The 26098-nt window shown below is 72.3% G+C and carries 22 protein-coding genes; 9 read left to right on the forward strand and 13 right to left on the reverse strand.

Annotated features, from left to right (window positions below):
- Window positions 1–4: 4 nt before the first annotated feature.
- Genes ACWDAG_RS12285 through ACWDAG_RS12295 form a run of 3 tightly spaced genes read right to left on the reverse strand, consistent with a single transcriptional unit; the run spans window position 5 to window position 3781 of the window.
- The gene (locus ACWDAG_RS12285) at window positions 5–442 is read right to left on the reverse strand and encodes a roadblock/LC7 domain-containing protein (RefSeq protein ID WP_232649964.1); all 438 of its coding nucleotides are present in this window, start codon (window positions 440–442) and stop codon (window positions 5–7) included.
- Window positions 439–2961 (reverse strand): sensor histidine kinase, encoded by a 2523-nt coding sequence (locus tag ACWDAG_RS12290; RefSeq protein ID WP_450695516.1) that lies wholly within the window; start codon window positions 2959–2961, stop codon window positions 439–441. Before ACWDAG_RS12290 ends, ACWDAG_RS12285 begins: the two co-directional genes overlap by 4 nt.
- A 43-nt stretch (window positions 2962–3004) precedes the next feature.
- Window positions 3005–3781, reverse strand: a complete 777-nt coding sequence (locus ACWDAG_RS12295) for an MHYT domain-containing protein (protein ID WP_450695517.1) — start codon at window positions 3779–3781, stop codon at window positions 3005–3007.
- A gap of 152 nt (window positions 3782–3933) precedes the next feature.
- Between ACWDAG_RS12295 and ACWDAG_RS12300 the strand changes: the two genes are divergently transcribed.
- On the forward strand, window positions 3934–4533 hold the full coding sequence (locus ACWDAG_RS12300) for a class I SAM-dependent methyltransferase (RefSeq protein WP_450695518.1): 600 nt from the start codon (window positions 3934–3936) through the stop codon (window positions 4531–4533).
- Between the two features lie 3 nt (window positions 4534–4536).
- Here ACWDAG_RS12300 and ACWDAG_RS12305 read toward each other — a convergent pair whose 3' ends face one another.
- Complete coding sequence (locus ACWDAG_RS12305) at window positions 4537–5292, reverse strand: alpha/beta fold hydrolase (RefSeq protein WP_450695519.1); 756 nt, start codon at window positions 5290–5292, stop codon at window positions 4537–4539.
- Window positions 5293–5415: 123 nt separating this feature from the next.
- On the opposite strand from ACWDAG_RS12305, the gene ACWDAG_RS12310 reads away from it, so the two are divergent.
- Entirely contained in the window at window positions 5416–5940 is a 525-nt protein-coding gene (locus ACWDAG_RS12310; RefSeq protein WP_450695578.1) for a PadR family transcriptional regulator, read from the forward strand.
- On the opposite strand, the gene ACWDAG_RS12315 is transcribed toward ACWDAG_RS12310, so the two are convergent.
- Window positions 5926–6822 (reverse strand): oxygenase MpaB family protein, encoded by an 897-nt coding sequence (locus ACWDAG_RS12315; protein ID WP_450695520.1) that lies wholly within the window; start codon window positions 6820–6822, stop codon window positions 5926–5928. The genes ACWDAG_RS12310 and ACWDAG_RS12315 overlap by 15 nt on opposite strands.
- A gap of 99 nt (window positions 6823–6921) precedes the next feature.
- Here ACWDAG_RS12315 and ACWDAG_RS12320 point away from each other — a divergent pair, with 99 nt between their 5' ends.
- From ACWDAG_RS12320 to ACWDAG_RS12330, 3 genes are all read left to right on the forward strand, one after another.
- Window positions 6922–7218, forward strand: a complete 297-nt coding sequence (locus ACWDAG_RS12320; protein ID WP_450695521.1) for a hypothetical protein — start codon at window positions 6922–6924, stop codon at window positions 7216–7218.
- A gap of 136 nt (window positions 7219–7354) precedes the next feature.
- The gene (locus ACWDAG_RS12325) at window positions 7355–8230 is read left to right on the forward strand and encodes a hypothetical protein (RefSeq protein ID WP_450695522.1); all 876 of its coding nucleotides are present in this window, start codon (window positions 7355–7357) and stop codon (window positions 8228–8230) included.
- Between the two features lie 419 nt (window positions 8231–8649).
- Window positions 8650–10041 carry a tannase/feruloyl esterase family alpha/beta hydrolase gene (locus ACWDAG_RS12330; RefSeq protein WP_450695523.1) on the forward strand — a complete coding sequence of 464 codons (1392 nt, stop codon included), beginning with the start codon at window positions 8650–8652 and terminating at the stop codon, window positions 10039–10041.
- A gap of 4 nt (window positions 10042–10045) precedes the next feature.
- Here ACWDAG_RS12330 and ACWDAG_RS12335 read toward each other — a convergent pair whose 3' ends face one another.
- Both ACWDAG_RS12335 and ACWDAG_RS12340 read right to left on the reverse strand, forming a co-directional pair.
- Window positions 10046–10228 carry a hypothetical protein gene (locus ACWDAG_RS12335; protein WP_123963464.1) on the reverse strand — a complete coding sequence of 61 codons (183 nt, stop codon included), beginning with the start codon at window positions 10226–10228 and terminating at the stop codon, window positions 10046–10048.
- 131 nt (window positions 10229–10359) lie between these two features.
- Entirely contained in the window at window positions 10360–11415 is a 1056-nt protein-coding gene (locus ACWDAG_RS12340) for a fatty acid desaturase family protein (protein WP_450695524.1), read from the reverse strand.
- 249 nt (window positions 11416–11664) lie between these two features.
- Between ACWDAG_RS12340 and ACWDAG_RS12345 the strand changes: the two genes are divergently transcribed.
- On the forward strand, window positions 11665–14529 hold the full coding sequence (locus tag ACWDAG_RS12345) for a DEAD/DEAH box helicase (RefSeq protein ID WP_450695525.1): 2865 nt from the start codon (window positions 11665–11667) through the stop codon (window positions 14527–14529).
- Window positions 14526–15794 (forward strand): SWIM zinc finger family protein, encoded by a 1269-nt coding sequence (locus ACWDAG_RS12350; protein ID WP_450695526.1) that lies wholly within the window; start codon window positions 14526–14528, stop codon window positions 15792–15794. The genes ACWDAG_RS12345 and ACWDAG_RS12350 overlap by 4 nt, the downstream gene beginning before the upstream one ends.
- A gap of 29 nt (window positions 15795–15823) precedes the next feature.
- On the opposite strand, the gene ACWDAG_RS12355 is transcribed toward ACWDAG_RS12350, so the two are convergent.
- Window positions 15824–16456 carry a class I SAM-dependent methyltransferase gene (locus ACWDAG_RS12355; protein WP_450695527.1) on the reverse strand — a complete coding sequence of 211 codons (633 nt, stop codon included), beginning with the start codon at window positions 16454–16456 and terminating at the stop codon, window positions 15824–15826.
- Between the two features lie 162 nt (window positions 16457–16618).
- Here ACWDAG_RS12355 and ACWDAG_RS12360 point away from each other — a divergent pair, with 162 nt between their 5' ends.
- Complete coding sequence (locus ACWDAG_RS12360) at window positions 16619–17956, forward strand: esterase-like activity of phytase family protein (RefSeq protein WP_450695528.1); 1338 nt, start codon at window positions 16619–16621, stop codon at window positions 17954–17956.
- Between the two features lie 93 nt (window positions 17957–18049).
- Here ACWDAG_RS12360 and ACWDAG_RS12365 read toward each other — a convergent pair whose 3' ends face one another.
- The 5 genes from ACWDAG_RS12365 to ACWDAG_RS12385 all read right to left on the reverse strand — a co-directional run bounded on the left by ACWDAG_RS12365 (window position 18050) and on the right by ACWDAG_RS12385 (window position 25583).
- Window positions 18050–19774, reverse strand: coding sequence for an acyl-CoA dehydrogenase family protein (locus tag ACWDAG_RS12365; RefSeq protein ID WP_450695529.1), 1725 nt, complete (start codon window positions 19772–19774; stop codon window positions 18050–18052).
- Window positions 19775–19878: 104 nt separating this feature from the next.
- A complete protein-coding gene (locus ACWDAG_RS12370; RefSeq protein ID WP_450695530.1) occupies window positions 19879–20451 on the reverse strand; it encodes a PadR family transcriptional regulator in 573 nt (190 codons plus the stop codon).
- Between the two features lie 110 nt (window positions 20452–20561).
- Entirely contained in the window at window positions 20562–22211 is a 1650-nt protein-coding gene (locus tag ACWDAG_RS12375) for a hypothetical protein (RefSeq protein WP_450695531.1), read from the reverse strand.
- 70 nt (window positions 22212–22281) lie between these two features.
- Window positions 22282–23847 carry a serine/threonine-protein kinase gene (locus tag ACWDAG_RS12380; RefSeq protein ID WP_450695532.1) on the reverse strand — a complete coding sequence of 522 codons (1566 nt, stop codon included), beginning with the start codon at window positions 23845–23847 and terminating at the stop codon, window positions 22282–22284.
- Window positions 23844–25583, reverse strand: coding sequence for an FHA domain-containing protein (locus ACWDAG_RS12385; protein WP_450695533.1), 1740 nt, complete (start codon window positions 25581–25583; stop codon window positions 23844–23846). The genes ACWDAG_RS12380 and ACWDAG_RS12385 overlap by 4 nt, the downstream gene beginning before the upstream one ends.
- Window positions 25584–25699: 116 nt before the next feature.
- On the opposite strand from ACWDAG_RS12385, the gene ACWDAG_RS12390 reads away from it, so the two are divergent.
- Window positions 25700–26098 (forward strand): hypothetical protein (locus ACWDAG_RS12390; RefSeq protein ID WP_450695534.1); only part of this gene is annotated, 399 nt, incomplete at its 3' end.

Here is a 26098-nt window from a genome sequence, read left to right on the forward strand (position 1 = left end):
TGTCTCATCGGGCGGCCGGCGGCCGCGCTGCGACACGGGTCGGCGTGTACAGGTGCTCGCCGACGCGTTTGACCAGTCGTGCCATCTCGTAGGCCACCAGGCCGATGTCGGCGGTGACGGCGGTGAGTACGGCGAGGCAGGAGCCGTCGCCCGCGGCGGCCACGAACAGGAAGCCGTCATCCATCTCCACCATGGTCTGGCGCACCCCGCCGGCGCCGAAGTGCCGTCCCGCGCCCTTGGCCAGGCTGTGGAATCCGGAGGCCACCGCGGCGAGGTGCTCCGCGTCCTCGCGGCGCAGGTCGGTCGAGGCGCCCACGGCGAGTCCGTCGTTGGAGAGCACCACGGCGTGTCGTACTTCGCTGACACGCAGCACCAAGTCGTCCAGCAGCCAGTCGAGTTCGCCGGATCGCCGGTCGGCCCTCGTGCTCGGGTCCTGGATCATGCGCGGTCTCCTTCGCTGCTGTCGCTGCGCGGTGTGGGATCCGGTCCCACGCCGCGGCCGGGTTGCCTGCCGCCGCCGCGTGTCCAGCCGTCGCGGTAGGCGGCCATGCGGTCCCGCACGATCTCGGGGGTGCGCCGGTCGTCGCGGGCGGAGGCCGGCGGGTGGGCGGGCTCCTCGGGGCGCTGTTCGCGCAGTTGGGGGGCGAGACTTGCCTGGCGTACGCGGCGGGGCAGGTCGTCGGACTCTTCGGTGTCCTCCGGGGGACGGTGCAGGCGCAAGGCGGTGACTCCGGGGGGTGGGGTGTCGGACGTCGTGTCCACCGCGGCCGGTGCGTGGGCCACCAGGGCGGGCCGCTCGGTCGTCGCCGGGACGGAGTCCTGGTGCGAGGAGCCGCCGGGCACGCGCGCGTACTCGCGTTCCGCCGGCCTCTGTGGGTCCGCGGCCTTGCCGGGGGAACGTTCCGCCGCGCCGCCGTGCAGCAGGGCGGTGGGCAACAGGACGACCGCGGTGGTGCCGCCGTAGGGGGAGGTGCGCAGGTGCACCTTGATGCCGTGGCGGGCCGCGAGCCTGCTGACCACGAAGAGGCCGAGGCGGTCGCTGTCGAAGAGGTCGAGGGCCTCGGACTGTTCGATGCGGCGGTTGGCCTCGGTGAGGGTCTCCGGGCCCATGCCCAGGCCGCGGTCTTCGACCTCGATCACGTAGCCGTTGCCGACGGGTTCTCCGGTGATGCGCACGCGCGTGTGGGGCGGCGAGAACTGGGCCGCGTTCTCGACGACCTCGGCCAGCAGGTGGGTGAGGTCGGCGACGGCCGAGCCGATGACGGCCGCCTCGGGGAGCTGTCGTACCTCCACGCGCGCGTAGTCCTCGACTTCGGACACGGCCGCGCGCACCACGTTGGTCAGCGACACCGGCATGCGCCAGGCCCGTCCTGGTGCCGCTCCGGAGAGGATGATCAGGCTCTCGGCGTGGCGCCGCATGCGGGTGGTGAGGTGGTCGAGCCGGAAGAGGTCGCTGAGCTCGTTCGGGTCGTCGGAGCGGCGTTCCATGCTGTCGAGGAGGCTCAGCTGTCGGTGGACGAGGACCTGGCTGCGGCGGGCGAGGTTGACGAAGACCCCGGAGATGCCGCTGGCGAGTTCGGCGCGCTCGACGGCGGCCCGCAGGGCGGCGCGGTGGACCGTGCTGAGGGCCTCGGCGACCTGTCCCGTCTCGTCCTCTGCGGGTGGCCCCGGCGGGGCCTCGGCCTGGATGTCGATCTCCTCGCCGGCGCGCAGCTTGCGCATGGCCTCGGGGAGGTTGCGGCGGGCGATCTCCAGGGCGCTGTTGCGCAAGCTGACCAGCTCGACGACGAGGCCGCGTCCGATGCGGACCGAGATGACGAGCGAGGCGGCCACGGCGGCAAGGCCGAGGACCACCGCGGCACCCGCGGGGGTGAGCAGGCCGCGGGTGAGCGGATCGGCGCGGTGCGCGACGCTGCGCCCGGCGTCCTGCTCGATCGTCCGCATCCCGTCCTGCACGCGCGCGTGTGCCGGGTTCCAGATGGCTTCGGGCGTGACGGCGATCGCGCGCCGCCCCGGGGCGGCGGTGAGGACCCGGTCCTCCGTGCGGCCCAGGGTGGCGTAGTCGCTGCCGCCGGCGAGGGTGCGCCAGGCGGTGCGCTCGGAGCCGCTGAGGTCGGCGACGGCGGCCTCGGTGAGCGTACGGCGGGTGTCGACCGCGCCGGTGAACAGCCGCAGCCGCTCGCCGCTGAGGCCACCGGTCAGGCGGGCACCCGAGAGCACCGAGTCCTCCTGGGCCAGCGCCTCACCCGCGCGGGAGAATTCGAGCAGCACGCGCGCGTCGGAGCCCAGATCGGCGTCCTGGATGCCGGTGAGCGCACCGCCGACCGCGAAGGCGCTGTTGATGGTCTTGGTGTACTGCCCGTAGGTCACGGCCCAGTTCGTGCGCCGGTTGAGCACCGCGGTGCGCAGGGAACGAAGTTGTTCGGCACCGGCGACGAAGGTCTCGAGCCGCTGGGCCACGCCGGCAGGCAGTTCCTCGCTGTCGGCGACGGTGTTGTCGCCCCCGAGCCGCAGCCGCGCCACGGCCTGGTCGGTGCGGTCCGCGAGCTTCTTGTAGTCGTCGCTCCGCCCGGCCGAGGGGGCGGTGGCGGAGCGCACCGCGGCGGAACGCTCGGCCTGCAGTGCGGCGACGGCCGTGGCGACCGGGGTGCGGATCTGGGAGTCGACGCGCTGCAACTGCCGTAGCCGGCTGACGTCCTGAGCGGTGCTGACGGTGGCGTACGCCCACAGGGCCAGCAGCGAGACGACCGGAACCATCAGCAGGCACACGATCTTGGCGCGGACGGTGCGCGGCCGTATCCGCCAGCGGCTCCCGGGCGCCGGTGCATCAGCCGGGACCGCGCCCGCGGGCTCGTCCGGGACCTCGTCGGCGGGCGGGCCGGCGTGGGCGCGGCGGCCGCGCACGGGGGGCTGGGGCGGCGCCTCGGGGCTGGGGCTGGGGGTCCTACGGGGTGTACGCATGGCCTCCTCGCTCGGGAGTGGTCGGGGCCGGGCCGGGTCGTCGTCAGCGGGCGACGGCGGTCTCGACCGGCCGCTGGGCCGAGGCGGATGCCTCGCGCTCCCCGGTCGTCGGCGACAGCGCGACGAAGGCCGAGGTCAGGAACAGGTAGGAGCCGAGGCCGACGGCGAGGGGGAAGATGAACTGCATCGCCGTGGCCCCGGGCAGGGCGTGGCCGGACGGTGTGACGCGGACGCGCACCGCGAACATGGCGGTGTAGTGCATGCTGGTCACCGCGGCGCCCATGATCAGGGAAGCGACGGTGACGGCAATGGGCGACTTGATGTTGAGCCCCGCCCACAGGGCCGCCGTCGCCGCGACGACGGCGATCAGGACGGAGAGCGCGACGAGCGCCGGGTCGTAGCTGACGTGGCCGTGCAGCCGGACCGCGGCCATGCCCAGATAGTGCATGCTCGCGACGCCGAGCCCGGTGGTGAGACCGCCGAGGAAGAGCGCGCGGGTGCGGTCACGGCTGTAGCCGACGGCGAAGACGCCGGCACAGACCACGATCATGGCGACGAGCAGGCTGACGATGGTGAGCGGTACGTCGTAGCGGATGTCCGTGCCGCTGACGCCGAAGCCGAGCATGGCCACGAAGTGCATGGTCCAGATGCCGGTGCCGATCGCGGAGGCCGCGGTGACGAGCCAGTTGCGGCGCGAGCGCCCCGTGGCGCCCAGCGCACGGACCGTGCAGCGCAGTCCCAGCGCGGCACCTATGCAGGCCATCACATACGACAGCACGGGGGTAAGCCAGCCGAAGGTGGCGTGGTCCAGGTGTCCCATGGCCCCGGGACGCTAGTCCTGGGAGGGGCGCACCAAGGGCGCGCATTTCGAAAGCTGTTGGAATATGACACAGAGAGGTACTTGAACGATCGCACCCTGCTCGAACGTGTGCGCAGCGGCGTCATCCGTGTCGGTGAGGAATCATGCGGAACATGAGCGACGACCACACACATGTCCAGGAATTCTTCGGCGCCCGCGCCGCCGACTGGGACAGCCGGTTCCCCGACGACGCTCCCGCCTACGCCGCCGCGGTCGCCGAGCTCGGGCTGCGCGAGGGCGACCGTGTGCTCGACGCGGGCTGCGGCACCGGGCGAGCCCTGACACCGCTGCGCGCCGCTGTGGGGTCCTCGGGGGTGGTCGTCGGGGCCGATCTGACCCCTGCCATGCTGCAGGCCGCCGTTCGGGCAGGAAGGGGCCACGACGGGCAGCTGCTGCTCGCCGACGTCGCCGCGCTTCCGTTGCGGTCCGAGGCGCTGGACGCCGTGTTCGCCGCCGGGCTGATCGCTCATCTGCCCCAGCCGTCGGAGGACCTGCGGGAGTTGGCCCGCGTCGTCCGTCCCGGCGGCACGCTGGCGCTGTTCCACCCGATCGGCCGGGCGGCGCTGGCGGCACGCCAAGGACGCGAGATCACTCCGGACGATCTGCGCGCGGAGCCCAACCTCCGTCCGCTGCTGGCGGGTTCGGGCTGGCGGATGACCTCGTACGTCGACGAGGACGCCCGCTTTCTGGCCCTGGCCGACCGGGAAGGCTGAGTCTCAGTAGCGGCCCGCGACGGCCGCTGCGAAGGCGTCGGGGTTGTCGAACATGACGTTGTGGCCCGCACCGGCCACCGTCACGACTCGCACCCCTGCCGCCTCCAGGGCTTGCCTGCCCGCGAGTTCACCGCTCAGCTCGCCCTGCAAGTAGACGCGCTCGATCGGCAGCTGTTCGAGGATGCTGCGCATGACGGGCTCGCAGCCGCGCCGTAGGCCGACGGCCGAGCGGTGCAGTGCGCGCGGGTCGGCCAGCCGCATGGTCGCCGCCCAGAGGGGGCCGACGTTCGCCAGCACGCGCGCGTGGGCGCCGTCGACGAACGCGTCCTCCTCATGGGCGGCGATGCCGCTGCTGCCCGCGGTGGGCGGCGGGAAGGCGTCGAGGTTGGCCTCCGTGAGGACCAGCCGGGAGACCAGGTCCGGCCGCCGATGGGTGAGCACGATGGCGACGGCGCCGCCCATGCTGTGCGCCACCAGCTCGGCCCCTGTCAGGCCCGCCGCGTCCAGGGCGGCGGCCAGTGCGTCGGCGTGCTCCTGGAGGGTGTAGCCGAAGTGTTCCGGGCGGTCGCTGATGCCGTGGCCGGGCAGATCGACGAACAGGCTGCGCCGACCGACGAGCTCGGGCCGGGCCGCGATGTGCGCGTGGTACACAGCCGACATCGCGCCCAAGCCGTGCACATACACGCGCGCGGGTTCCTCGCCCGGCGTCTCCGTCCAGCGGATGCAGCTTCCCTTGCCGTCGAAGTCGGCCTGGTTCATTGCGTCCTCCCCGATGCGCCACGGTCACTCTCGACTCACAGGAAAGATACCTCGTAACCGAGGTATAGCGAAGCCGATATATTGAGCTGGCGATGTACAGCGCCCGTGAGCGAGAATGCGGGCATGCTGGAGCTGTCCATCCTCGGATTCCTGTACGAAGCCCCGCTGCACGGCTACGAACTGCGCAAACGCATCACTGCACTGACGGGCCATGTGAAACCCGTCGCCGAGAGCACTCTGTACCCGGCGATCAAGCGCATGGAGAAGGCGGGCCTGCTGGCGCGCACCACGGAACCCGGCGCCGTGGCCGCCCCGCGTCATGTCCTGACGCTCACCGAGGAGGGCAGAGGCGAGTTGCGCCGGCGGCTCGCCGAGCCCGCCCCGCGCGACATCACCGACGAGAACCGGTGGTTCACCGTGCTCGCTTTCCTGCGCCACCTCGACGAACCGGCGGCGCAGGCGGCGGTGCTCCGGCGCAGGCTGGCCTTCCTGGAGGAACCGGCGAGCTTCTTCTACGAGGGGGATCGGCCGCTGCGCGCCGAGGAGCTGGACGATCCCTTCCGCCGCGGGCTGCTGACCATCGCTCGGGCCACGTCCCGGGCCGAACTCACCTGGCTGCGGGAGACGATCGGGTCACTCGACGGCTGATCCGTTCACGCGTCGGACGGGACATCCCTGTACGCCGGGAACCGGGTGGGTGCCCAGTTCGTTCAGCTCGTAGCCGTGCGGATAGCTCTTGACCTCCCAGTTCTGCCGCGCGTAGTGCGGGGCGCGCCGGGGCGGCAGGAGGCGCACGACGCGTCCACGCGCGCGCACCGCGCGGCGTACCAGTGCGCGGGTGGCAGCGTTCGGGGGTGAGTAGCGGAAGGCGCTGAGGAGGTGGTCGTCGAGCAGGGCGAGGGTCGAGGTGCGCAGGAGGGGAGCAAGCGGGCGGGGGTACCAGGAAGCCATCAGCGCGAGGGTGGCGTCGGAGACGCGGCGCGCGTCCTCGTCCCAGTCGAAGTGGGCCTCTTCGTAGGCGTCGAGGCAGGCCTCGAACTCCTCGTAGGACTCGGGGATGTCCCTGATGCCCATGTGCCGGCCCAGGGTGCGGTAGTGGACGGCGGCCGCGACGGTCTCGTGGCGCGACAGCCGGCGCCATCCGTATGCGTCGATCCAGCGCTTGGGCATCACGACGAATGTGCACAGCACGTAGCGCATGTCGTCGTTGGCGATGTCGTAGCTGCGGTGCATCTGGTTGATGCGGCGGATCGCCGTGTCGGCCTGTGGGCTGCCGAAGCCGTGCTCCACGACGGCGTCGAGGAGCAGGGTGGTGTCGTCGTAGCGCTTCTGGGTGCGCCGGGTGAGTTCCGCCGTCTCGGCGAGTAGTCGCCCGATGCTGGGTACGGCGTAAGTGCGGTACAGGGCCAGTTCGAGGGACCGGGTGAAGTCCCACGGGAACTCGAAGGCCGCGCTGAGCCGGTAGATCTCGGAAGCGTCCTTGTGGGGGTCCATCCGCCGGATCTGTTCGAGCCGCTGGAACCGCTTCACCGTAGCGTCCCCCTTCTGCCGCCGGAGGTCCAACTCTACGTTGAAGAGCAGGAGATGAAGGATCGGCCAGGGCAACCACGCAGGGGGAAGGTGGTCAGCATGTTGGGCAGGGTGCGCAAGTCCTGTGCGAGATTCCTCAACGCCGTTCGCGCGGACATCGGCGACGGGCGGGACAAACGTACACACAATCTTTTCGAAGCCGCGGCCGCGTACGTCTCGGCGTGCGCGGAGGACGACCAGGACCGGATCGAGGAGGCGGCGGGCTGGGTGTCCCCGGAGGCGCTGTCCTTCGGGGTCAACGAGCTGGCGTGCCGTGCTGTCATTGCGCTGGCGCGGGAGCGCGACGAGTCGCCGGGCACGGTGGCCCGCGCGCTGCTGGGGCTCCCGGTGGCCTGACGAGCCGCGTCAGATGCGGTCGATTCGCCCCGTCCAGCCGGAAAACTGCAGCTCCGGGTGTGCTTGTGAGTCGTGACAAGCTGCTTCCGCTCGCACTAGGGTGCGCGCGATCGGATGAATCGATGGGGAGGCTGGGATGGCCGGGACGGACGAGGACGCCGTCGCCGCCGCGGACGATGCGCTTTATGTGCTCACGGCGGTACTTCTGACGCCGGCGAAGTTCCCGAGCGTGCTGGGCGACGACTATCCGGAAGCCTGCGCGGCGCTCGGCCTCGCGCCGCTTGCCGACGGATACGGCCTGGTGCTCGGCCAGGACGGTGACGGCGCCCGGTGGACGGTCGTGGTCGACGACGTCTCTCTGGTCGCCGTCGCGATCGCGTCCTGGGACTGCGGGATGGAGTACGACCTGTCGCCGGACGAGCGCTCGGTCGTGGCCGCGCTGCCGGGCTGGCCCCTTTCGGTCGCCGTGGCGGCTCCGGGTGTGCCCGAGCCGCACGATCCCGCCCCCGAGGTCGGGGACGGTCCGCCGCTGGCGCCGCCGGACACCAGCACGTGGGGGCCGGCTCAGCGGAGGCTGGGCGCTGACGAGATCGCGCTGCAGTGGGCAGTGTGGCGGGAGCAGATCGACGACGCCGCATTTCCTACCCCTGGCGGGACCTCCGAGGACGCGGAGAAGGCCGCGGAGGGCGCTGAGAAGACGGACGCTCGGGCTGAGGCGGGCGAGCAGGCGGACGGTCGGCCGGGGCACGGCGGGGTCCGCCGGGTGCTCGCCGAGGCGCGCGCCTACGTGGACACTCCGCCGCCTCTCGGCCGTGTCCGGTCGTCCTTCGCCCCGGGCGACGCACGGACCTTGCGTGCCGATGGCCCGGGCTGGTCGCTGGTCGCCCGTACCGACGACATCGCGTTCGTGCTGCTCGACGCGGAACCCGGCGAAGTACTGCCGGTCGGCCGCGGACCGGAGCTGCCGGGTCTGCTCGAGGCACTGGACAAGATGGCCGTGCGGCCCAGCTGAGTCAGCGCGGACCCGCGCCCCGCACGCGCTGCCGCGGCGGGGCGCGGGTCCTCTCCTCCAGGGGGCTGACGGGCACGCCGGCGTGCGTCCGGGCAGGGACGGTCGGCGACCAGGACCTTCAACCGTGCGGACAAGTCCCGGGGCGGGCGGCCGGGCGTGAGACAGTCCGGGCAGACTCTGCGACGGCATGGGCCCGATCGTCGGCGCTCGTGGTGAAGCGCGCCGGGTCTCATGGGGTCGATCTCCTTCCCTCGCACGGCACTTCACCCTGCCCCTGTACTGGGCCGCCATGTGGCGGGCGCGTTCCATGTGGTCCCGCCCCATGGATGCCGTGGAGGCGGGACCGCACGATGGGGCAGCCGTCGGCGCCCGCTCCCCCGCGGGCGTCGGTCCCTGCCGTCCTGCCCCGGAGGTCCGTCATGCGTCCGTCCCGCGGTGTTCCGCCCGCTGCCGCCGCCCTGGTGGCGGCGGCCCTCACCTGGCCGGTTCCTGCCGGGGCCACGGCCGTCGGCGGGGATCACTGTGCCCACCAGGGGCGGGTGCACGTGCCGGGCGCCGCCTTCCAGCAGAGCGCCTGTCTGCCCGACCTGACCACGACCGGACTGGCCGGCACGCCGTACACCGACATGGCCGACCAGGCGGGACTGACGGCCAAGGCGACCCGCACCCCGTCCGGGGTTCCGGGGGTGCAGATCGACGGTTATTTCCCGGACTCCTCGCACTTCAACACCACCCATGGTTGGCGGCACGACGCGCAGTTCGTGATCCGGTTGCCCGACCACTGGAACGGCGGCCTGGTGGTCACCGGCGCCCCCGGGACGCGCAAGCAGTACGCGACGGACACGGCGATCTCCGACCAGGTGATCGCCCAGGGGTACGCGTATGCGGCGACCGACAAGGGAAACAGCGGTGCCGACTTCTACCGCGACGGTTCCCGGCCCGGGGATGCGGTCGCGGAGTGGAACGCGCGGACCACTCAGCTCACCCGGGCGGCCAGGCGCGCGGTGGCGCAACGGTACGGGCACGCGCCGCGCCGCACGTACATGACCGGCATCTCCAACGGCGGCTATCTCACCCGCTGGCAGGTGGAGAACCACCCGGAGCTGTACGACGGCGGCGTGGACTGGGAGGGCGCACTGTGGACCGCGGACGGCCCGAGCCCGCTGACCTCGCTGCCGACGGCGGTGGCGCGGATGCTGGGCTCGGCGCGGGACGAGGACCTGTACGCGGTGGGCTTCGCGCGTGGCTCGGAGTTTCTGTGGCCGTACCACGAGAAGGCGTACTGGGGCGTCACGCAAAAGATCTACCGCGCCGAGTTCGACCCGGCGTACGACCCCGGCTGTCCCGGTCCGACCGCAGGCAGCACCGCGGAGCAGATCCTGTCGCCCTGCCCCGCCGACGCGACGTACGACTATGCGTCGCGGCCCGGGTCCGTCCATCGCGCCGTGGCCCGGGTGGCGCTCACGGGACGCGTCGGCCGGCCGCTGATCACGCTGCACGGCGACCTGGACGCACTGCTGCCCAAGGCCGCCGACTCGGACGTGTACGCGCGCATGGTGGCCGCGAGCGGACGGGGTGCACTGCACCGCTACTACACGATCCAGGGCGGCACGCACGTCGACGGGTTGTACGACACCTATCCGGACCGGCTGCGACCGATCCTGCCCTGCTATCGCTCGGCCTTCGACGCCCTGGTCTCCTGGGTGGAGAGGGGCGCGCAGCCGCCCGCGGACCATACCGTCGCACGGCCCGCGGACGGCGATGTGGTCGACTCCTGTGCGCTGGCCGACCGGGCCGATCCCGTGCGGTAGTGCGTCAGCGGCCGAGCTCCTTGCGGGTGATGCGGCGCAGCCTGCGCCGCTGCGAGGGGTCCAGCGTGAGGTATGCGGCGGTCGGGACTCCGAGGACGATCAGGACCACCGCCCAGAAGGGCAGCCATATCCACAGGAAGAGCCCGAGCGCCACACCTCCTATGGCGATCTTCGCGTTGTTCGACATCTACGTCGCCTCCTTCGCGGCCTGTGCCGCTCTCTGTCCTGAAAACGGGCCCGCGGCTCCCGCGGTTCCGGACCACGACCCTGAGACGTCCCTGAGGTGCGACCCCGACTCGTCCCTGAGAACACTCTCCGTCATTCCGCCCTGAGGGGCTCCCCCACGGCGTGCAGGTGTCGCAGGGCCTGCCGGTAGGAGTCGACGAGCCCGGTCTCCGCATAGGGAATACCCAACTCCCGGCAGTGGGCGCGCACCAGGGGCTGGGCGAGCCGGAGATGGGGGCGGGGCATGCTGGGGAAGAGGTGGTGCTCGATCTGGTAGTTGAGGCCGCCGAGGAACCAGTCGGTCAGGATGCCTGAGCGGATGTTGCGCGAGGTGAGCACCTGCCGGTGCAGATGGCCCCAGCGCTCGCCGTTCGGGTCGGGCATCTGCATGCCCTTGTGGTTGGGCGCGAAGGCCAGGCCCAGGTGCAGGCCGAACAGTGCCTGGTGGAGGGCGGCGAACGCGAGGGCCTTGCCCGGGGACAGTGAGGTCAGCAGCAGCGTCGCGTAGGCGGCGACGTGGGTCACCAGCAGCAGGCCCTCCACGGCGCGCTCCCGGGGTGTCTGCCTGCGCAGGTCCTGGAAGCCGTGGATCTTCAGGGCCACGCCTTCGAGGAGGGTGAGGGGGAAGAAGAGCCAGGCCTGGTTGCGGGTCAGCCAGCGGCGGAAGCCCGACCGCTCCTTGGCCTGTGCGCCGGTGAAGACGAGGACGTCGGCGACGACGTCCGGGTCCTTGTCGATGTGGTTGGGGTTGGCGTGGTGGCGGTTGTGCTTGTCGTTCCACCAGGCGTAGCTCATGCCCAGGAGCAGGTTGCCGTGGATCAGGCCGATGACCCGTGCTGCCGACTTGTCGGCGGTTATCTGGGAGTGGCCCGCGTCGTGGCCTATGAAGGCCGTGCGGGCACCGAACACGGCGAGCAGCGGTGCCAGGAGCAGCGACCACCAGGAATCGCCGGTCAGGATGATGCCGGTGACGATGCCGGCGAGGGCGAGTGCGTTGGTGGTGATGCCGAGCGCGTACCAGGTGCGGCGCCGTTCCAGGAGTCCCTGGCCCCGGACCGTGCGCAGGAGGGGCGCGAACTCGCTGCCGGCGGGCGTTACCTCGCGCGGTCCCCGGAGGGGTTCGGCGAGGGCTGTGGTGGGCTCGGGCATGTCCGGTCTCCGGCTCTCTCGGGCAACGGGCTGACCTGAGGAAACGTACGAAGCGATGACGTGTTGCGGCCATGACGGCACCACCCGTGTGCGGGCGGGGGGCAGCCGGTGCTGCGCCGGGGGGCTGACGACACCCCCGAGGCGAGACGGCCGGGTGGTGGCCGTCTTCCGTGTCCCGGTTGCCCGCCGAATGCTGTACCCTCGGCGACCCCGACCCCAGTAGTCAAATTTGAGGAATGCGGCTTCGCTGTGCAGAGGATCCCTACGGCAACACCGTCCGAGATCTCCGAACTGGCCCGCTGCTGCGCCGTTTTCATACCCGGTGACCCGGCCCGCACCGGCCTGGTCGCCTTCTGGCGGCCCGACGGCAGCGCCCCTCCGCCACTCGCGGCCGGGTCCGCCCGGGATCTGGCCGTCGTCCTGCCCGGCGGCGACGGCGTCGACCTGGTCGAGGTTCCCGCCGTCCTGCTGCCGGTGCGCGCAGCGCTTGCGGTCCTCACGCGCGCGCGTACCGATGCGCACGCACACCGGGGGGCCGCTTTCTGGGGCTCGGCTGCGGTGCTGGCCCTGCAACTCCTTGCGCGGGGACTGCTGTTGCCCGGGCTGTCCCCCGGCGATCACGACGCCTGGCGTGTCGGTCCCCTGCCCGTGGAGGACGTCGACCGCGTCCGCGCGCTGGCCGCGGCGATGCCGCCCGAGGCGCACGCCGTGCCGGTGGGCGGCTCCGGGCCGCTGCGGCTGCCCGCCCCGGAGGGGCTGCTGCGTGCCTTCCTGGACGCGGTGGCCGACACGCTCCCCCGTTCCCCTGCGGCCTCGCTGGTGACGGGCGGGCCCGCCTACGCCGCGCAGGCACCACAGCACCTGCCCGGACAGCGGGCGTGGGCCGCCGATGTCGCCGCCGGGCACGACACGGGCGTACGGCTCTCGCTGCGGATCGAGGTGCCCGGCCTTGCCGAGCTGACGCAGGAGGATGCTGCGGTGCCGTTCCGGGCCGTGCTGCAGGTGCACAGCGTCAGCGATCCGGCACTGGTGGCGGACGCCTCCGAGGTGTGGGGCACGTCCGGAGACGGGGGTCGGGGCTTCGGTCCGAGCGCGCGGATGGACGCTTTGCTCGCGCTGCGCCGGGCGGCCCGGTCCTGGCCGCCGCTGACGCCTCTGCTGTCGGCGAGCGTGCCGGACGCCGTCGAACTCGCCGACGAGGAGGTCACCGAGCTGCTCGGACCTGGCGCCCGGGATCTCGCCGCCGCCGGAGTCGACGTGCACTGGCCGAAGGAGCTGGCCCGCACGCTGACCGCCCGCGCGGTCATCGGCCCGCCGGACGAGGAGCCGGTGGCCGACCGGGCGGCCTCGGACACGCCTTCGTTCCTGTCCGCCGACCCGCTGCTCGCCTTCGACTGGCGGTTCGCACTGGGCGACGAGCAGCTCACGCGCGCGGAGCTGGACCGGCTCGCCGAGGCCAACCGGCCCGTCGTGCGGCTGCGCGGCCAGTGGGTCCTCATCGACCCCCAGGAGGCGCGCCGCGCCCGCGCCCAGCAGGACCACAAGATCACCCCGATCCACGCGCTGGGAGCCGCGCTGACGGGCTCGGCGGAGGTCGACGGCCGCCGGGTCGACGTACATCCCACGGGGTGGCTGGCCGCCCTGCGGGAGCGGCTCGCGGCCCCGGAGGCGCAGGAGCCGGTCGCGCAGCCAGCCGCTCTCGCGGCCACCCTGCGGGACTACCAGCGCCGGGGCCTGAGCTGGCTGGCCCGGATGACGTCCCTGGGCCTGGGGTGCTGTCTGGCCGACGACATGGGACTCGGCAAGACGATCACACTGATCGCGCTGCATCTGCACCGGCAGAGCGAGGCGTCGACGGCCGGCCCCACCCTCGTGGTCTGTCCGACATCGCTGATGGGCAACTGGCAGCGCGAGATCGAAAGGTTCGCGCCCGGCACCCCCGTGCGCCGCTTCCACGGGGCGCGGCGCAGCCTGGACGAGCCGGCCGACGGGGAGTTCGTGCTCACCACGTACGGGACGATGCGTCTGGACGCGCGCCGGCTCGCCGAGACGTCCTGGGGCATGGTCGTGGCGGACGAGGCGCAGCATGTGAAGAACCCGTACTTGGCGACCGCGCGGGAGCTGCGTTCCATCGGTGCACGCGCACGCGTGGCGCTCACCGGGACCCCGGTGGAGAACAACCTCTCCGAGCTGTGGGCGATCCTCGACTGGACGACCCCGGGGCTGCTGGGCCGGCTCGGCACCTTCCGCACGCGGTACGCGCAGGCCGTCGAGGGCGGCCGGGATCCGGCCGCCGCGGAGCGGCTCACCCGTCTCGTACGGCCGTTCCTGCTGCGCCGTCGCAAGTCGGATCCGGGGATCGCGCCGGAGCTGCCGCCGAAGACCGAGACCGACCGTGCCGTGTCCCTGACCAGGGAACAGGCGGGCCTCTACGAGGCGGTGGTGCGCGAGACGCTCGCGGAGATCTCCGCGGCCGACAGCATGGAGCGGCGCGGTCTGATCGTGAAGCTGCTGACGGGGCTGAAGCAGATCTGCAACCACCCCGCGCAGTACCTCAAGGAGGAGCGGCCGCGGATCGCCGGTCGTTCGGGGAAGCTGGAGCTGCTGGACGAACTGCTCGACACCATCCTCTCCGAGGGGGCGAGCGTTCTGGTCTTCACGCAGTACGTGCGCATGGCGCGCATCCTCGAGCGGCACCTGACGGCCCGCGGCGTCACCTCACAGTTCCTGCACGGAGGGACGCCCGTCGCCGAACGCGAGGCGATGGTGCGGCGCTTCCAGGGCGGTGAAGTCCCCGTCTTCCTGCTGTCGTTGAAGGCCGCGGGCACCGGCCTGAACCTCACGCGGGCCGAGCATGTCGTGCACTACGACCGCTGGTGGAACCCCGCCGTCGAGGCGCAGGCCACCGACCGTGCGTACCGCATCGGCCAGACCCGGCCCGTGCAGGTCCACAAGCTGATCGCGGAGGGGACCATCGAGGACCGCATCGCCGACATGCTCGACCGCAAGCGAGAGCTGGCCGACGCGGTGCTGGGCTCCGGCGAGACAGCGCTCACGGAGCTGACGGACGCGGAACTGGCCGATCTGGTGGAACTGCGAGGGGGCACCCGATGAACCGGCACGACCAGGACACCGAGCGCACGTTCGCCGCGCTGCCGCCCGCGCACGGGCGGGGGTTCGCGGACACATGGTGGGGGCAGGCCTGGCTCAAGTCGCTGGAGGACACCGCGCTCGACTCTCAGCAGTTGAAGACGGGCCGCAGGCTCGCGCGCGCGGGGGCTGTGGGTGCGGTGTCCGTGCGTCCAGGACGTATCACGGCCGTGGTGCAGGACCGCGATCGTACGGCTCACCGGGCCGACGTCCTGCTGGCGGAGCTGGACGGCGAACAGTGGGAGCGTTTCCTGGGCATGGCCGTCGAGCGGGCCGGACACGTCGCGGCGCTGCTGGACCGCGAGATGCCACCCCATCTGGTCGAGGACGCGGCGACCGCGGGCGTCGAACTGCTGCCGGGCATAGGCGATCTGGAGCCGGAGTGCGACTGCGGCGCCTGGGACCACTGCGGGCACACAGCGGCACTGTGCTACCAGGTGGCGCGGCTGCTGGACCAGGATCCCTTCGTGCTGCTGCTGATCCGCGGCCGGGGCGAACGGGCCCTGCTTGACGACCTGCAGGCCCGCAGCGCCACACGCCCGGAGGAGCCGGCCGAACCGGAGGGTGTGGACGCCGCCGAGGCGTACCGGACCGGCGGCATCCTGCCGCCCCTGCCCACCCCGCCGGAGCTGCCCACGCAACCCGGTGTGCCGCCGTCCCTGGACACCGAGGCCGCGCCCGGGCCTGGCGTGGACCCGGGCGCCCTGGAGTATCTGGCGGCACGAACCGCCGCCGAGGCCCATCGTCTGCTCGCCGAGGCTCTCCGCCCCGCGGTCGAACAGCACGGCCCGGAACAGGAGTTGACGCTCGCGCAGGATGCGGTCCGTCTCGCCGCAGAGGCCGATGAGACGGCTGTGGCGGACCGGCTGGCCGACGGGTCGGGACGCGACCGGCAGGGGCTGGCGCGCGCCACGCGCGCGTGGCGGCTCGGGGGTGTGGCCGCGCTGTCCATGCTGGAGGAGGAGTGGCCCGTCCCGCGCGAGGCTCTCGCACGCGCGCGTGCCGCTCTGGAGTCGGCCTGGGACGAGGACGAGCGACCGTCGCTGCGGGCGAGCGGCAACCGGTGGACGGTCGTCGGCGGACCGGCCCAGCTGCGCCTGGGGCGGGACGGGCGCTGGTGGCCGTATCGCAAGGAGCGAGGCCGCTGGGTGCCCGCCGGAGCGGCTTGCCAGGATCCGGCGACGGCTCTGGCCTCGGTGGAGTCGGACACCGGGGAGGAGCTCGCCTGAGAGGCGCCGGCGGAGTCCGCCGGCGCGGCTCACTCCGGCTGAGCGGGGCGCCGCGCCCAGAACAGGGCATGTCCGCCGTCTCCCTCGGGCACGAACTCCTCCCGTTCCACCGTCAGCCCGGCCCGGGTGATCCAGGCACGGTTGGTGGCGGCATCCGCGTGGCTCCACCACATCGGGGCCCCGCCGCCGAGCCAGTTGTCCTCACTTCCGGTCCAGGCACGGTGTCCGGTGGTGGCCACGAACCAGCCGCCGGGACGCAGCCACCCGGCGATGCGGCGCAGCAGGGGCGGCTGCTCGGCCAGCGGGATGTGGATGAGGGCGTAGAGGGAGACGACCGCGTCGAAGGAGGCGGGGGCGAAGACGGCGGTCGTCGCGTCACCACGGATGAACTCCGCCTGCGGCACCCGCTCCCGGGCCCTGCGGACCTGCACCTCGCTGATGTCCAGTCCGGTGACCCGGTGCCCTGCGGCCGCCAGAGTCCGCGCGACCGGCACCCCGCTTCCGCATCCGACGTCCAGCACCGCGCTGCCGGCCGGGACCCGTCGGCACAGATCGCCCAGCAGGGCCTCGTACTTGGTGTCGCTGCCGTAGGCGTCGTCGTAGTGCCGGGAGACGGCGTCGTAGCCGCGCCGGACGACGTTCTTGGGGTCTTCGATGTCCACGGTGCGAGAACGTAGCCAGCGTCCTGCGCACTTCGCGAACGGATTTCGCCCGTGGAAGGTGCGCCGCAACCCGACGCCCCGTGTTCACCCGACCGTCGGGGCCCGTTCGCTGCCGTGCCCAACTCTGGCCGCTGTCAACGAACTTGTCCCCCAGGAGGCCCGATGTCCCCGCACGCCACCGGTCGGCTCCGCGTCCGACGCTCCGTCGCCATGGGTGTTCCACTTGCCGTGATCGCAGCCCTCGTGGCGGCCGGTCCTGACGCGAGTGCGTCGGACGAGGACGCGCATGTCGTCCGTACCGCGACGCTCGGGGACATTCCGCTGGGTGCCTTCAGCAACGCCCTGCTGCCCGGGACGGTGGACGACGACCGGGGCATCGACCTCGGCGGTATCGGCAGCGACATCTACCCGGCGGGCCGCAAGGGCGAGTTCTGGACGGTCACCGACCGTGGGCCCAACGGCCAGATCAAGGTGGCCGGTAAGAAGCGCCGCACGTTCCCGGTGCCGGGCTTCGATCCGGCGATCGTCAAGATCCGGGTGGTCGGCGACACCGTGAAGGTGCTGGACGCGATTGCGATCACCACCGCCTCCGGGAAGGGCGTCACAGGGCTGCCGAACCAGGCGGGGCGCGACGAGGCGCCGTACTCCTACGACGCCAGGTCGCCGCTGTCGTACAACCCGAACGGGCTGGACACGGAGGGCATCGTGCGGGCCGAGGACGGGAGTTTCTGGCTCGTCGACGAGTACGGCCCGAGCCTGGTCCATGTCTCCGCGCGGGGGAAGGTGCTCACGCGCTACGTGCCCGAGGGGCTGAACCTCACCGGCACCGACTACCCGGTGGTGGAGGCGCTGCCCGCGATCCTGCTGCACCGGAAGATCAACCGCGGCTTCGAGGGGCTGGCCCAACTGCCGGGCGGCGACCTGGTGATGGCTCTGCAGAGCCCGCTGTCCCTGCCGGACACGGCTGCGGGTGAGAGGTCGCGCACCACGCGTCTGGTGCGTTTCTCGCCGAAGAAGAAGGCCGTCACCGCCGAGTACGCCTACCGCTTCGATCCGGTGAACGTGGTGGACCCGAGCGAGGACGACACCTCCGAGCTGAAGATCTCGTCGGTGGTGGCCGTGGGCGGCGACCGGCTGCTGGTGGAGGAGCGCACCGACAAGGCCGCCCGGTTGCAGCTGGTGAAGCTGGAGCGGGGCGCGAACATCCTCGGCGGTGCGTACGACGACGACACGACGTCTCCGTCTCTGGAGCAGCTCGACGACCCGGCGGCCTCCGGCGTTCCGGTGCTCGACAAGCGGCTGGTCGTCGATCTGGGCACGGTTGCCGGGGTGCCCGGGAAGATCGAGGGTGTCGCGCGCGTGGATCACGACACGCTCGCCCTGATCAACGACAACGACTTCGGCATGACGGACGGCGCGGGCGCGTTCGACACGCAGGGGCGGCTGGTGGACAGCGGCATCGAGACGACGGTGAATTATCTGCGGCTGGACCGGCTTTAGCCTTGCATTTGATCTGCGGCGAGGCTGAGCCCTTGCCGACCGGTGGCCGGGCCCACGAGGGGCCGGCCACCGGTGTTGATCCGCAGGGCGCGCCTACGGGGCCATCTCGTACGCGCCGGACAGCGCCTCGACCCGCTGCCAGACCCGCTCCGTGCGTGCCTCGTCGACGACCGGCCGCCGGATCGAACCGAGCGCCCACTGCTGCTGCTGTTCGGTCGCCGAGTCCTTGCCGTGCAGCTCGACGGCGTGCGCGGAGAAGTCCCGCACCAGGACGGCGAAGAGCTCGTCGAGCACGTCCTCGTCGAGGCCGGTCAGGGCGGCCTGCTCCAGGACGAGCTGTCCGTGCACGACGAGGGCGAAGAGCTGACCGACCGCGAGGAGGAGGTCCAGGTCACGGCTCTGCTCCGCGTCAGGAGCGGCCGTGGCGACGAACTCGCAGAGTGCGTCGGCCTGTTCGCGGAAGCGGGTCACGTTGGGCAGGTGCGCGTACGCGTCGAAGGCGGGCCGCCAGTCGTGGAAGCGCACCGCGCCGAGCCCGCGGGCCGGCCCCTGCCGGAAGAGGAAGTCGTCGTCGGCCGCGTCCAGGCGGGTCGGCACCTCGGGGTACTCGGCCGGGTCGAGGAGGTGGCTGCGCAGGAACTTCAGGATCAGCGCCAGGTTGACGTGGACCGTGCCTTCGAGCTTCGGCAGGCCACGGATCTCCACGGCCGCCTGGCCGAAGTAGTTGTCCTTCTCGAAGCCCTTGGCCGCGATGACGTCCCACATCAGGTCGATGACCTTCTCGCCCTCCGTGGTCACCTTCATCTTCGTCATCGGGTTGAAGAGCAGGTAGCGGCGGTCGTCCGGGCCGGCGGAGCGGAAGTAGTCGACAGCCCGGTCGCTGAAGAACTTCATGCCGACGAGCCTGACGTACGCGTCGGTCAACTCGCGCCGCACATGCGGGAAGGCGGTGACGGGGCGGCCGTAGAGGATGCGGTTGTGGGCGTGGGTGACGGCCTCGTACATCGCGTGCTCGCAGATGCCGATCGAGGCGGTGCACAGGTTGAACTTGCCGACGTTGACGGTGTTGAGGGCGGCGTCGAAGGCCGCGCGGCCGGTGTGCAGGACGTCCTCGGCCGCTACGGGGTAGTCCTCCAGCCGGAACTCGCTGACGAACTTCGAGGAGTCGACGACGTTCTTGACCAGGTGATAGGCCGGGTGACGGCTGTCGGCGGCGAAGAACACATAGCCGTCGGGGCCCTCGACGTCGGTACGGCGGCCGAAGACGGAGACGAGTCCGGCGGCGTTGCCGTTGCCGATGTAGTACTTGGAGCCGGTGGCACGGAAGCCGCCGTTGCCGTCGGGCTCGAGCAGCATGTCGGTGGAGTAGATGTCGGCGCCGTGGGCCTTCTCGGACAGGCCGAATGCGAACACCTCTCCCTGGGTGAGGAGTTCGGCCGCGCGGGCGCGGGCGGCGGCGTTGTCGCTCTGCCAGACCGGGCCGAGGCCGAGGATCGTGACCTGCCAGGCGTACCAGTAGTCCAGGCCGTAGAAGCCGAGGATCTCGTTGAGCGCGGCGATCCGTGCCGTGTCCCACCGCTTGTCGGCTTCCGCCTCCCCCGCTGCGGACGACGGCGTCAGGAAGGTGGCGAACAGGTTCTCCTTCGCTGCGAAGGCGAGGAAGTCGCCGAGCCACGCGCGGGTCCGGTAGTCCTCGATCAACCGCTGCTTCCCGCGCTCCTCGAACCAGTCGACGGTGGCACGCAGCAGTCGGCGCGTCTCGGGGTCGAAGTGCGCGGGGTCGTACGTGCGCGGGTTGAACAGCAGCTGGTCGGCCATGGGATGACGCCTTTCGGCTGGTGGAGGGGTGGGAAACGGGAGGTCTGACGGCTGGACGGACCGGATCGGGGGATCGGCAGGAGCGGCGGCGGGAACGGAGCCGATCAGCGGCCGGGACCGAACCGGGCCAGGGTGGCGAGCACGTCGTCCAGCCAGTCGATCATCATCCGCTCGTACGCGATGCCGCCGCGCAGGACGACGTGCTGGAGCTCTCGTTCCGCGTCGAGCGGCGCACCAGGAGCGGCCGTGCTTGCTTCGGGTCCCGTGAAGTCGCGCGTCTCTCCCGCGCGATAGTGCGCCAGCCGGTCCCGGTGCGCCTCGCGGTGCCGCTGCACCTCGCGGATCAGAGCGGCCGGGTCGTCGAAGGCGGCGCCGCGGATCTTCACGGCCAGGTCGTGGCGGACGCTCTCCGGTTCGATCGGATCCTGCAACCAGGAGGACAGCGCGGCCCGGCCGAGGTCGGCGACGGAGTACTCCTTCTTGTCCGGGCGGCCCTGCTGGGGGACGTCCCGGACGTCGACCCAGCCGTCGTTCTCCATGCGCTTGAGCACGCGATAGATCTGTTGGTGGGTCGCGGTCCAGAAGTAGCCGATGGACCGCTCGAAGCGCCGGGCCAGTTCGTAGCCGGATCCAGGCTTCTCCAGAAGCGACACCAAGATCGCGTGTTCGAGCGCCATGCCGTCGATCCTGCTATGCAACTCGTTGCATAGCAACCCGGGCCCACTCCGATGCGACGCGGCTCACGTCGGCAGTGCGCCCAAGGACAGGTGCTTCAGGGACGGACTCCTCAAGGACAGACGTAGGTGAAGCTCGCCTTTGCCTCGATCGGGGTCGGCTGGTGCGCGATCCTCAGGCGGGCGGTCCCCCGGAAGCGGCCGGAACCGCGGACCGTCCAGCGCAGGTGCACTTTGACCCGGCGCTCACCGGGGTGGGCGGTGCGGACGAGCTCGCCCGAGTCCTGACCGTCCGCGCGCAGCCACCGGTAGGTGACGGGGCCACCGTGCCCGTCCGTGGTGACGACACCGATCAGGTCGGCCGTCTGACCGCAGTGCAACGGCCCGGCGGGGGCCTGGACCCGGACGGCGACGATCGCGGGAGCCGGGGCCGGGCGCAACAGCAGCCAGAGCAGGACGGCGGCGATCACGACAACGGCGGTGGTGACGATCCAGCCCCGTCGCCCGCGCCGCGAGCGGACGGAGGCAGGAACCGCCGCCTCGGTCCGCCATCGGGCGCGCAGGTCGTCCTGTTCCTCCACCGGGATCCCGGGCCCGAACCGGAGCAGGATCCCGCCGGAGTCCTCCCCTGCCTCCACCGGAGACGGGACGACACGGTTGCGCTTGCCGAGGACGGTCGCCTGGGTGTCCGCGGCATGGGAACGGCGTGCGCGGGCGACCGTGGTGGGCTGGTCGGCGGCGGCTGAGAGGTGAGGTACGAGGGCGGCCAGGGAGGCTCGCGGGTCGGGGACGGAGGTGGTGCGGGTGTCGACCGCCGTGGAGGGCCGGCCGACGGTGGCTGAAGAGCGGGAGGAACGGTCGGGCGGGGCAGCAGGCTCTTCGGGAGCGGTGGGGCGTGGGTGGTCGGTTGCGTTCGGCACCGGGTGGGAGTCCGTCCGCCGAGCCGGGCGACCAGGGGCCACTACGACGGACGGTGCCGGTGCCTTCGGCGGCGCGAACTCCGGGGTCGACGCGACCGCCGCCGCGCGAAGTGCCGTGCGGCGCAGGAAGTCGGCCGGGAGCGCCGCGCGTCCGGCGACCAACACCTCCCGGGCCGCTGCCAGCCCCTGCGACTCGGCGGTGGCGGCACAGTCGGCGAACAGGTCCGCCGCGGGGGTTCTGGGCTGCGTCCAGGCGTCGCCGAGCGTGCGGGCCAGGGCGGCCCAGGCAGCGGTGGCGACTGCTGCCTCGCGGTCGGCGTGCGGCGTGCCGCCCGACACCGGTACGGCGGCCGCGTCGCCCAGCACCGCGCCCAACTCCGCTTCGGCCAGCAGGGCGACACCGTCCGGGGCGATCACGACGGTGTCGGGGCCGAGTGGGCCATGGGGCAAGCGTGCTGTGCGCAGGGCGAGGAGGGTCTGTGCGGTCTCGTTGAGGATGCTGGCCGCGCTGCCCGCGTCCGGGCGGGGGCCGCCTGCCGACGCCAGGACATCGGCCAGGGTGGGGGCCGGCGGCCGAGCTGTCAGCAGCCACACCTCACCGGCCTCTGCCACGAGGTCGACCGTGCCGAGCAGTCCGGGCAGCCTGAGCTTCGCCGTGGCGAGCACCACGGCCGCCAGGCGCTCGCGCGTGCCCTCGGGTGCCAGAAGGGCGCGGTCGATGCGCAGCGCGCCGAGGGTGCGCTCACCGGGCCGGGAGGGGAGCAGGGCGTACCAGGTGCCGTGGCGTGTGTGCCGTGACCAGCCGGACAGGGGCCGGCCGGCCACTGTGGTGGCTGTCGTCATGTCGATCCGTTCTCGTCGCGGCGGGAGTGGCTCTCAGGTCTCTCGGGTCTCCGGTCCCTGGGGAGTGTGGTCAGCACGGCGGTGCGTCCAGGGAGGCCGTCTGGGGACCGTTCACCGCCGCCGGGTCGCTGCTGAGCGAGACCTCCCAGGTCCCCCGGCACGGGTGGTTGGAGAAATCGGCCTCGAAGGTCAGGTCGTACCGCGTGCTCCCGGACAGGGGCTGGGACCGGGAGCCGTACGGGTCGGCGGGTGTGTCGACGTAGTAGTTCGCGGTGACGGTCAGCGGACCGGTGCCCGTCGTCTCGACCGTCACCGCCGCGATGAGCGTGCCTGGTCTCTGTCCACGCTGCCAGGAGCCGATGGTGAGGGTGACCGTGCCCGGGGTGGCCGGGCCGGGGGACTCGGTGGTCGGCGTCCCGGCCGGTGCGGTGGTTTCCGTGGACGGCGTGGGCGAGGCCGACGGGCTGTCCGAGGGGGTGGTGGTGGGCGAGGCGTCGGCCGTGGGCGGGGCGCTGCTCGCCGAAGGGGACGGGGAGGGTGAAGTGCCGGGTGCTGTGGGCGAGTTGGCCGGGGTGGGGGTCGAACTCGCCACCGTCGTCGACGTCTCGTGCGGGCGACCCGTCGCGTACGTCGCTCCGCCCGCGACGACCGCCAGCGCGGCCACCCCGCCGGTCGCCACCTTCCATCCCCCGCGTTTCAGCCGACCGAGCAGGGTCAGCGCACTGGCCGAGCCCTCCAGGGTCGCGGTCGTGGTGAACGGGAACAGCAGGGCGAGCAGCGCGGCGAGTGCGGCCAGCCGGCGGCGGCCGCGCTCCTCCCAGTCGGCGCCGTAGCCCTCCACGGCCGACCGTTCCAGGTCGGCGAGGAACGACTCGACGCCGGGCCGGTCCGCCGGGTCCTTCGCCAGGCCCGCGCGCAGCAGACCACGCACCGGCGCGGGTACTTCGTCCAGCGGGGCCGATGCGCGCAGGTGCTGCAGGCGCAGCGCGGTCATGTCGTCGCCGGGGAACGGCCGTCGGCCGGTCAGGCACTCGAAGAACACCACGGACGCCGCGTAGACGTCGGCCGCGGGGCCGGCGGGCTCGCCGTTCCACTGCTCAGGTGCCATATAGGCGGGTGTGCCGGCGACTTCGGTCTCCCGGCCGCTGTGCACCGCGATGCCGAAGTCGGCGAGCGCGCTGGTGCCGTCGGCGCGGACCAGGACGTTCTCCGGTTTGTAGTCGCGGTGCACGACCCCCGCCGTGTGGGCCGCGCCCAGCCCCAGCAGGGAGCCCTTGAGCAGGACGAGCGCGGCCTCGGGGCCGGTCGCCCCCTGTCGGCGCAGCAGCTGGCGCAGGCTGACGCCGTCCACCGCCTCCATCACGATCGCGGCACCGGCGCGTGCCTCGACGTACTCGTACAGCCGCACCACGCACGGGTGCCGGAGCTCTCCGAGCAGCCGGGCCTCGGCGCGGAAGCGGGCCAGGAACTCCCGGTCCGTGCGCAGGCGTTCACTCAGGTACTTGACGGCGACGGGCACGCCGGTCGCGGTGTGCCGGGCGAGGACGACCCGGCCGCCGGCTCCCTCGCCGAGCGTCCGGACGGCCGCGTAGCCGGGTACGGCCCAGCCGCCCTCGGTGTGCGTGTCCTGGGTCATGCTGTCCTCTCCACCGGCGCGGGGACCCCGGCCCCCTGCGGTACGTCCTTCGCGTCCCGTCGGCGCCGTACCCGCCTCAGCAGCCAACGCGCGGGCGCGGACCACACGGGGAAGGCGACCAGGGCGACCACGGCGGCCTCGATCACCGTTGGCCACGGCTCGGGCAGGCGTCCGTCCAGCAGGTCGCCGATGCGGGAGTGCCAGGCCAGCAGGGCGAGGCCGAGGAAGCCGTAGGTGCCCACGACGACCGCGAGACCGTAGGCGGCGAGGCCGGCCTGACGGGGGCCGGGCCGGTTGCCCACGCGCAGGTCCCGCCACAGTCCCGTGCGGAAGTAGGCGCTGGCCTCCTCGCGCAGCCGGGGCAGGCGCAGGGCGTCGGTCAGCGCCTGGTAACCGTCCAGCGGCATCAGCGGGTTGAAGTTGTAGAGGGTGTTCAGATACAGGCCGAAGGCCAGGTGGTAGAGGACAGCTGAGGCGGGTCCCGCGGGCAGCAGGGCCGCGCCCGTGGCGCACCAGCCGGCCAGCGCCGCCGTGGACAGCGGCCCGGACAGCGCCACCACGACCCGCGACCAGCGGGAGCCGAACCACATGTCGCTGGTGTCCACGAACGCGAACGGCATGCCCATCATCAGCAGGAACCCGCCGCGCCTGACCTTGCGGCCGTACGACTTCACGGCCAGCGCGTGCGTGAGCTCGTGGACGAGCAGCGCGGTCACGTATCCGGCGGCCAGCAGGACCGGGCCCCACACGCCCGCCCCGCCGAAGTCCAGCAGATGGTGCCGGCCCTTCGCGGCGAAGAACGCGACGAGGCCGCCGGCCACCGACAGCCAGGCGAGCAGCACACCGGTCGGGGTGAACAGCCGCCAGCCGAAAGCCTGGTAGAGCCGCGTCACCAGTCGGTCGAGGCCGGGGACGGACACCTCCAGCTTCAGCAGCGCCCGGTACACGGCACGCGTCACCCGCCGCCAGCCCTTCGGCCGCTCCTCCTCCGGTCGCCCGGGCAGGCCACGCAGCAGTCCGGCGTCCGCGAACGCGGCCAGCGCGGACTCGATACGGGGCAGGGCGAGTTCGCCGTAGCGCTCGGCGTAGGCGAACAGCAGGTCCCTTACGGTGTTCTCGCCGTCCACGGCATGCCAGAGGAAGACCTGGCGCTCGTCCAGTTCCAGATAGCGGCCGGTGCGGGTGCTGCTGAGCACCCAGCGGGGTGCGCCGCGTTCGGTGGGTATCTGCTTGAGGGCCCAGCTGGAGCGGCGGCGGGGGCGCGCGGTGAGGGGGCCGTTCGCCTCGGGGGCTTCTTCCTGCCCCGCCTGTCCGGCGGTGGGCAGATGGGTCAGCTCGGTGCCGACGACCATCGTCCGCGAGCCGATCCGGGTGTCGCGGGGCTGCTCGAACACCAGGCGTACGTCGCCTACGGACAACTCGGTGCCGTCGGCAAGGCCGGCCGCACCGCCGTGCAGGTCGACGCCGCCGACGGCGGTGCCGTTGAAGGAATCCAGGTCCTCGATCCGGAAGCCCTCAGCAGTGCGGACGATGCGGGCGTGGCGGCGCGAGACGCTGGTGTCTGACAGGACCACGTCGTTGTCCTCGCCCCGGCCCAGCGTGGTGACCGGGCCGGTCAGCGAGACGAGCAGGGTGGGGTCGTCCAGGCCGCGCAGCTGAGGCGCGGCGTACGACGTCGGTGCGGCACCCCGGCGCGGGGTGCCGCAGTGCAGGCAGTACGGGAAGTCGCGCCGCACGTGGACGCGACAGACACGGCAGAGCATGCGGTGGCTCAGCCTGCGCCGGAACCGCTGGCGAACGTTCCGCCGTCGAAGCCTGCGTCGCCTTCCGCGGCGGGGCCGGAGTCCGCCAGGTGCGCGGCAGCGTCTCCGAGGCCGGAGGCGGGCAGGCCGCCCTGCACGATGATGTGAGCACCGTTGTCACCCCCGCCCGAGGCGGGCAGGCCGCCCTGCACGATGATGCGGTTACCACCGCCGGGCTCGCCGACACCGCCGGGACGCCGGCCGATGTTCTCCTGGCTGCCTGCGCCGATTCCGTCGCCCCCACCGTCACCGCCGCCATGGCCACCGCCACCGCTGGGACGATTGGTGTTCTCCGGGTCGCCACCACCCTCACCACCACCGCCACCCTCGCCACCACCGCCGTGACCACCACCACCGCTGGGACGATTGGTGTTCTCCGGGTCGCCACCACCCTCACCACCGCCGCCACCCTCGCCACCACCGCCGTGACCACCACCACCGCTGGGTAC

The organism is Streptomyces sp. NPDC001157 (genome assembly GCF_053598255.1).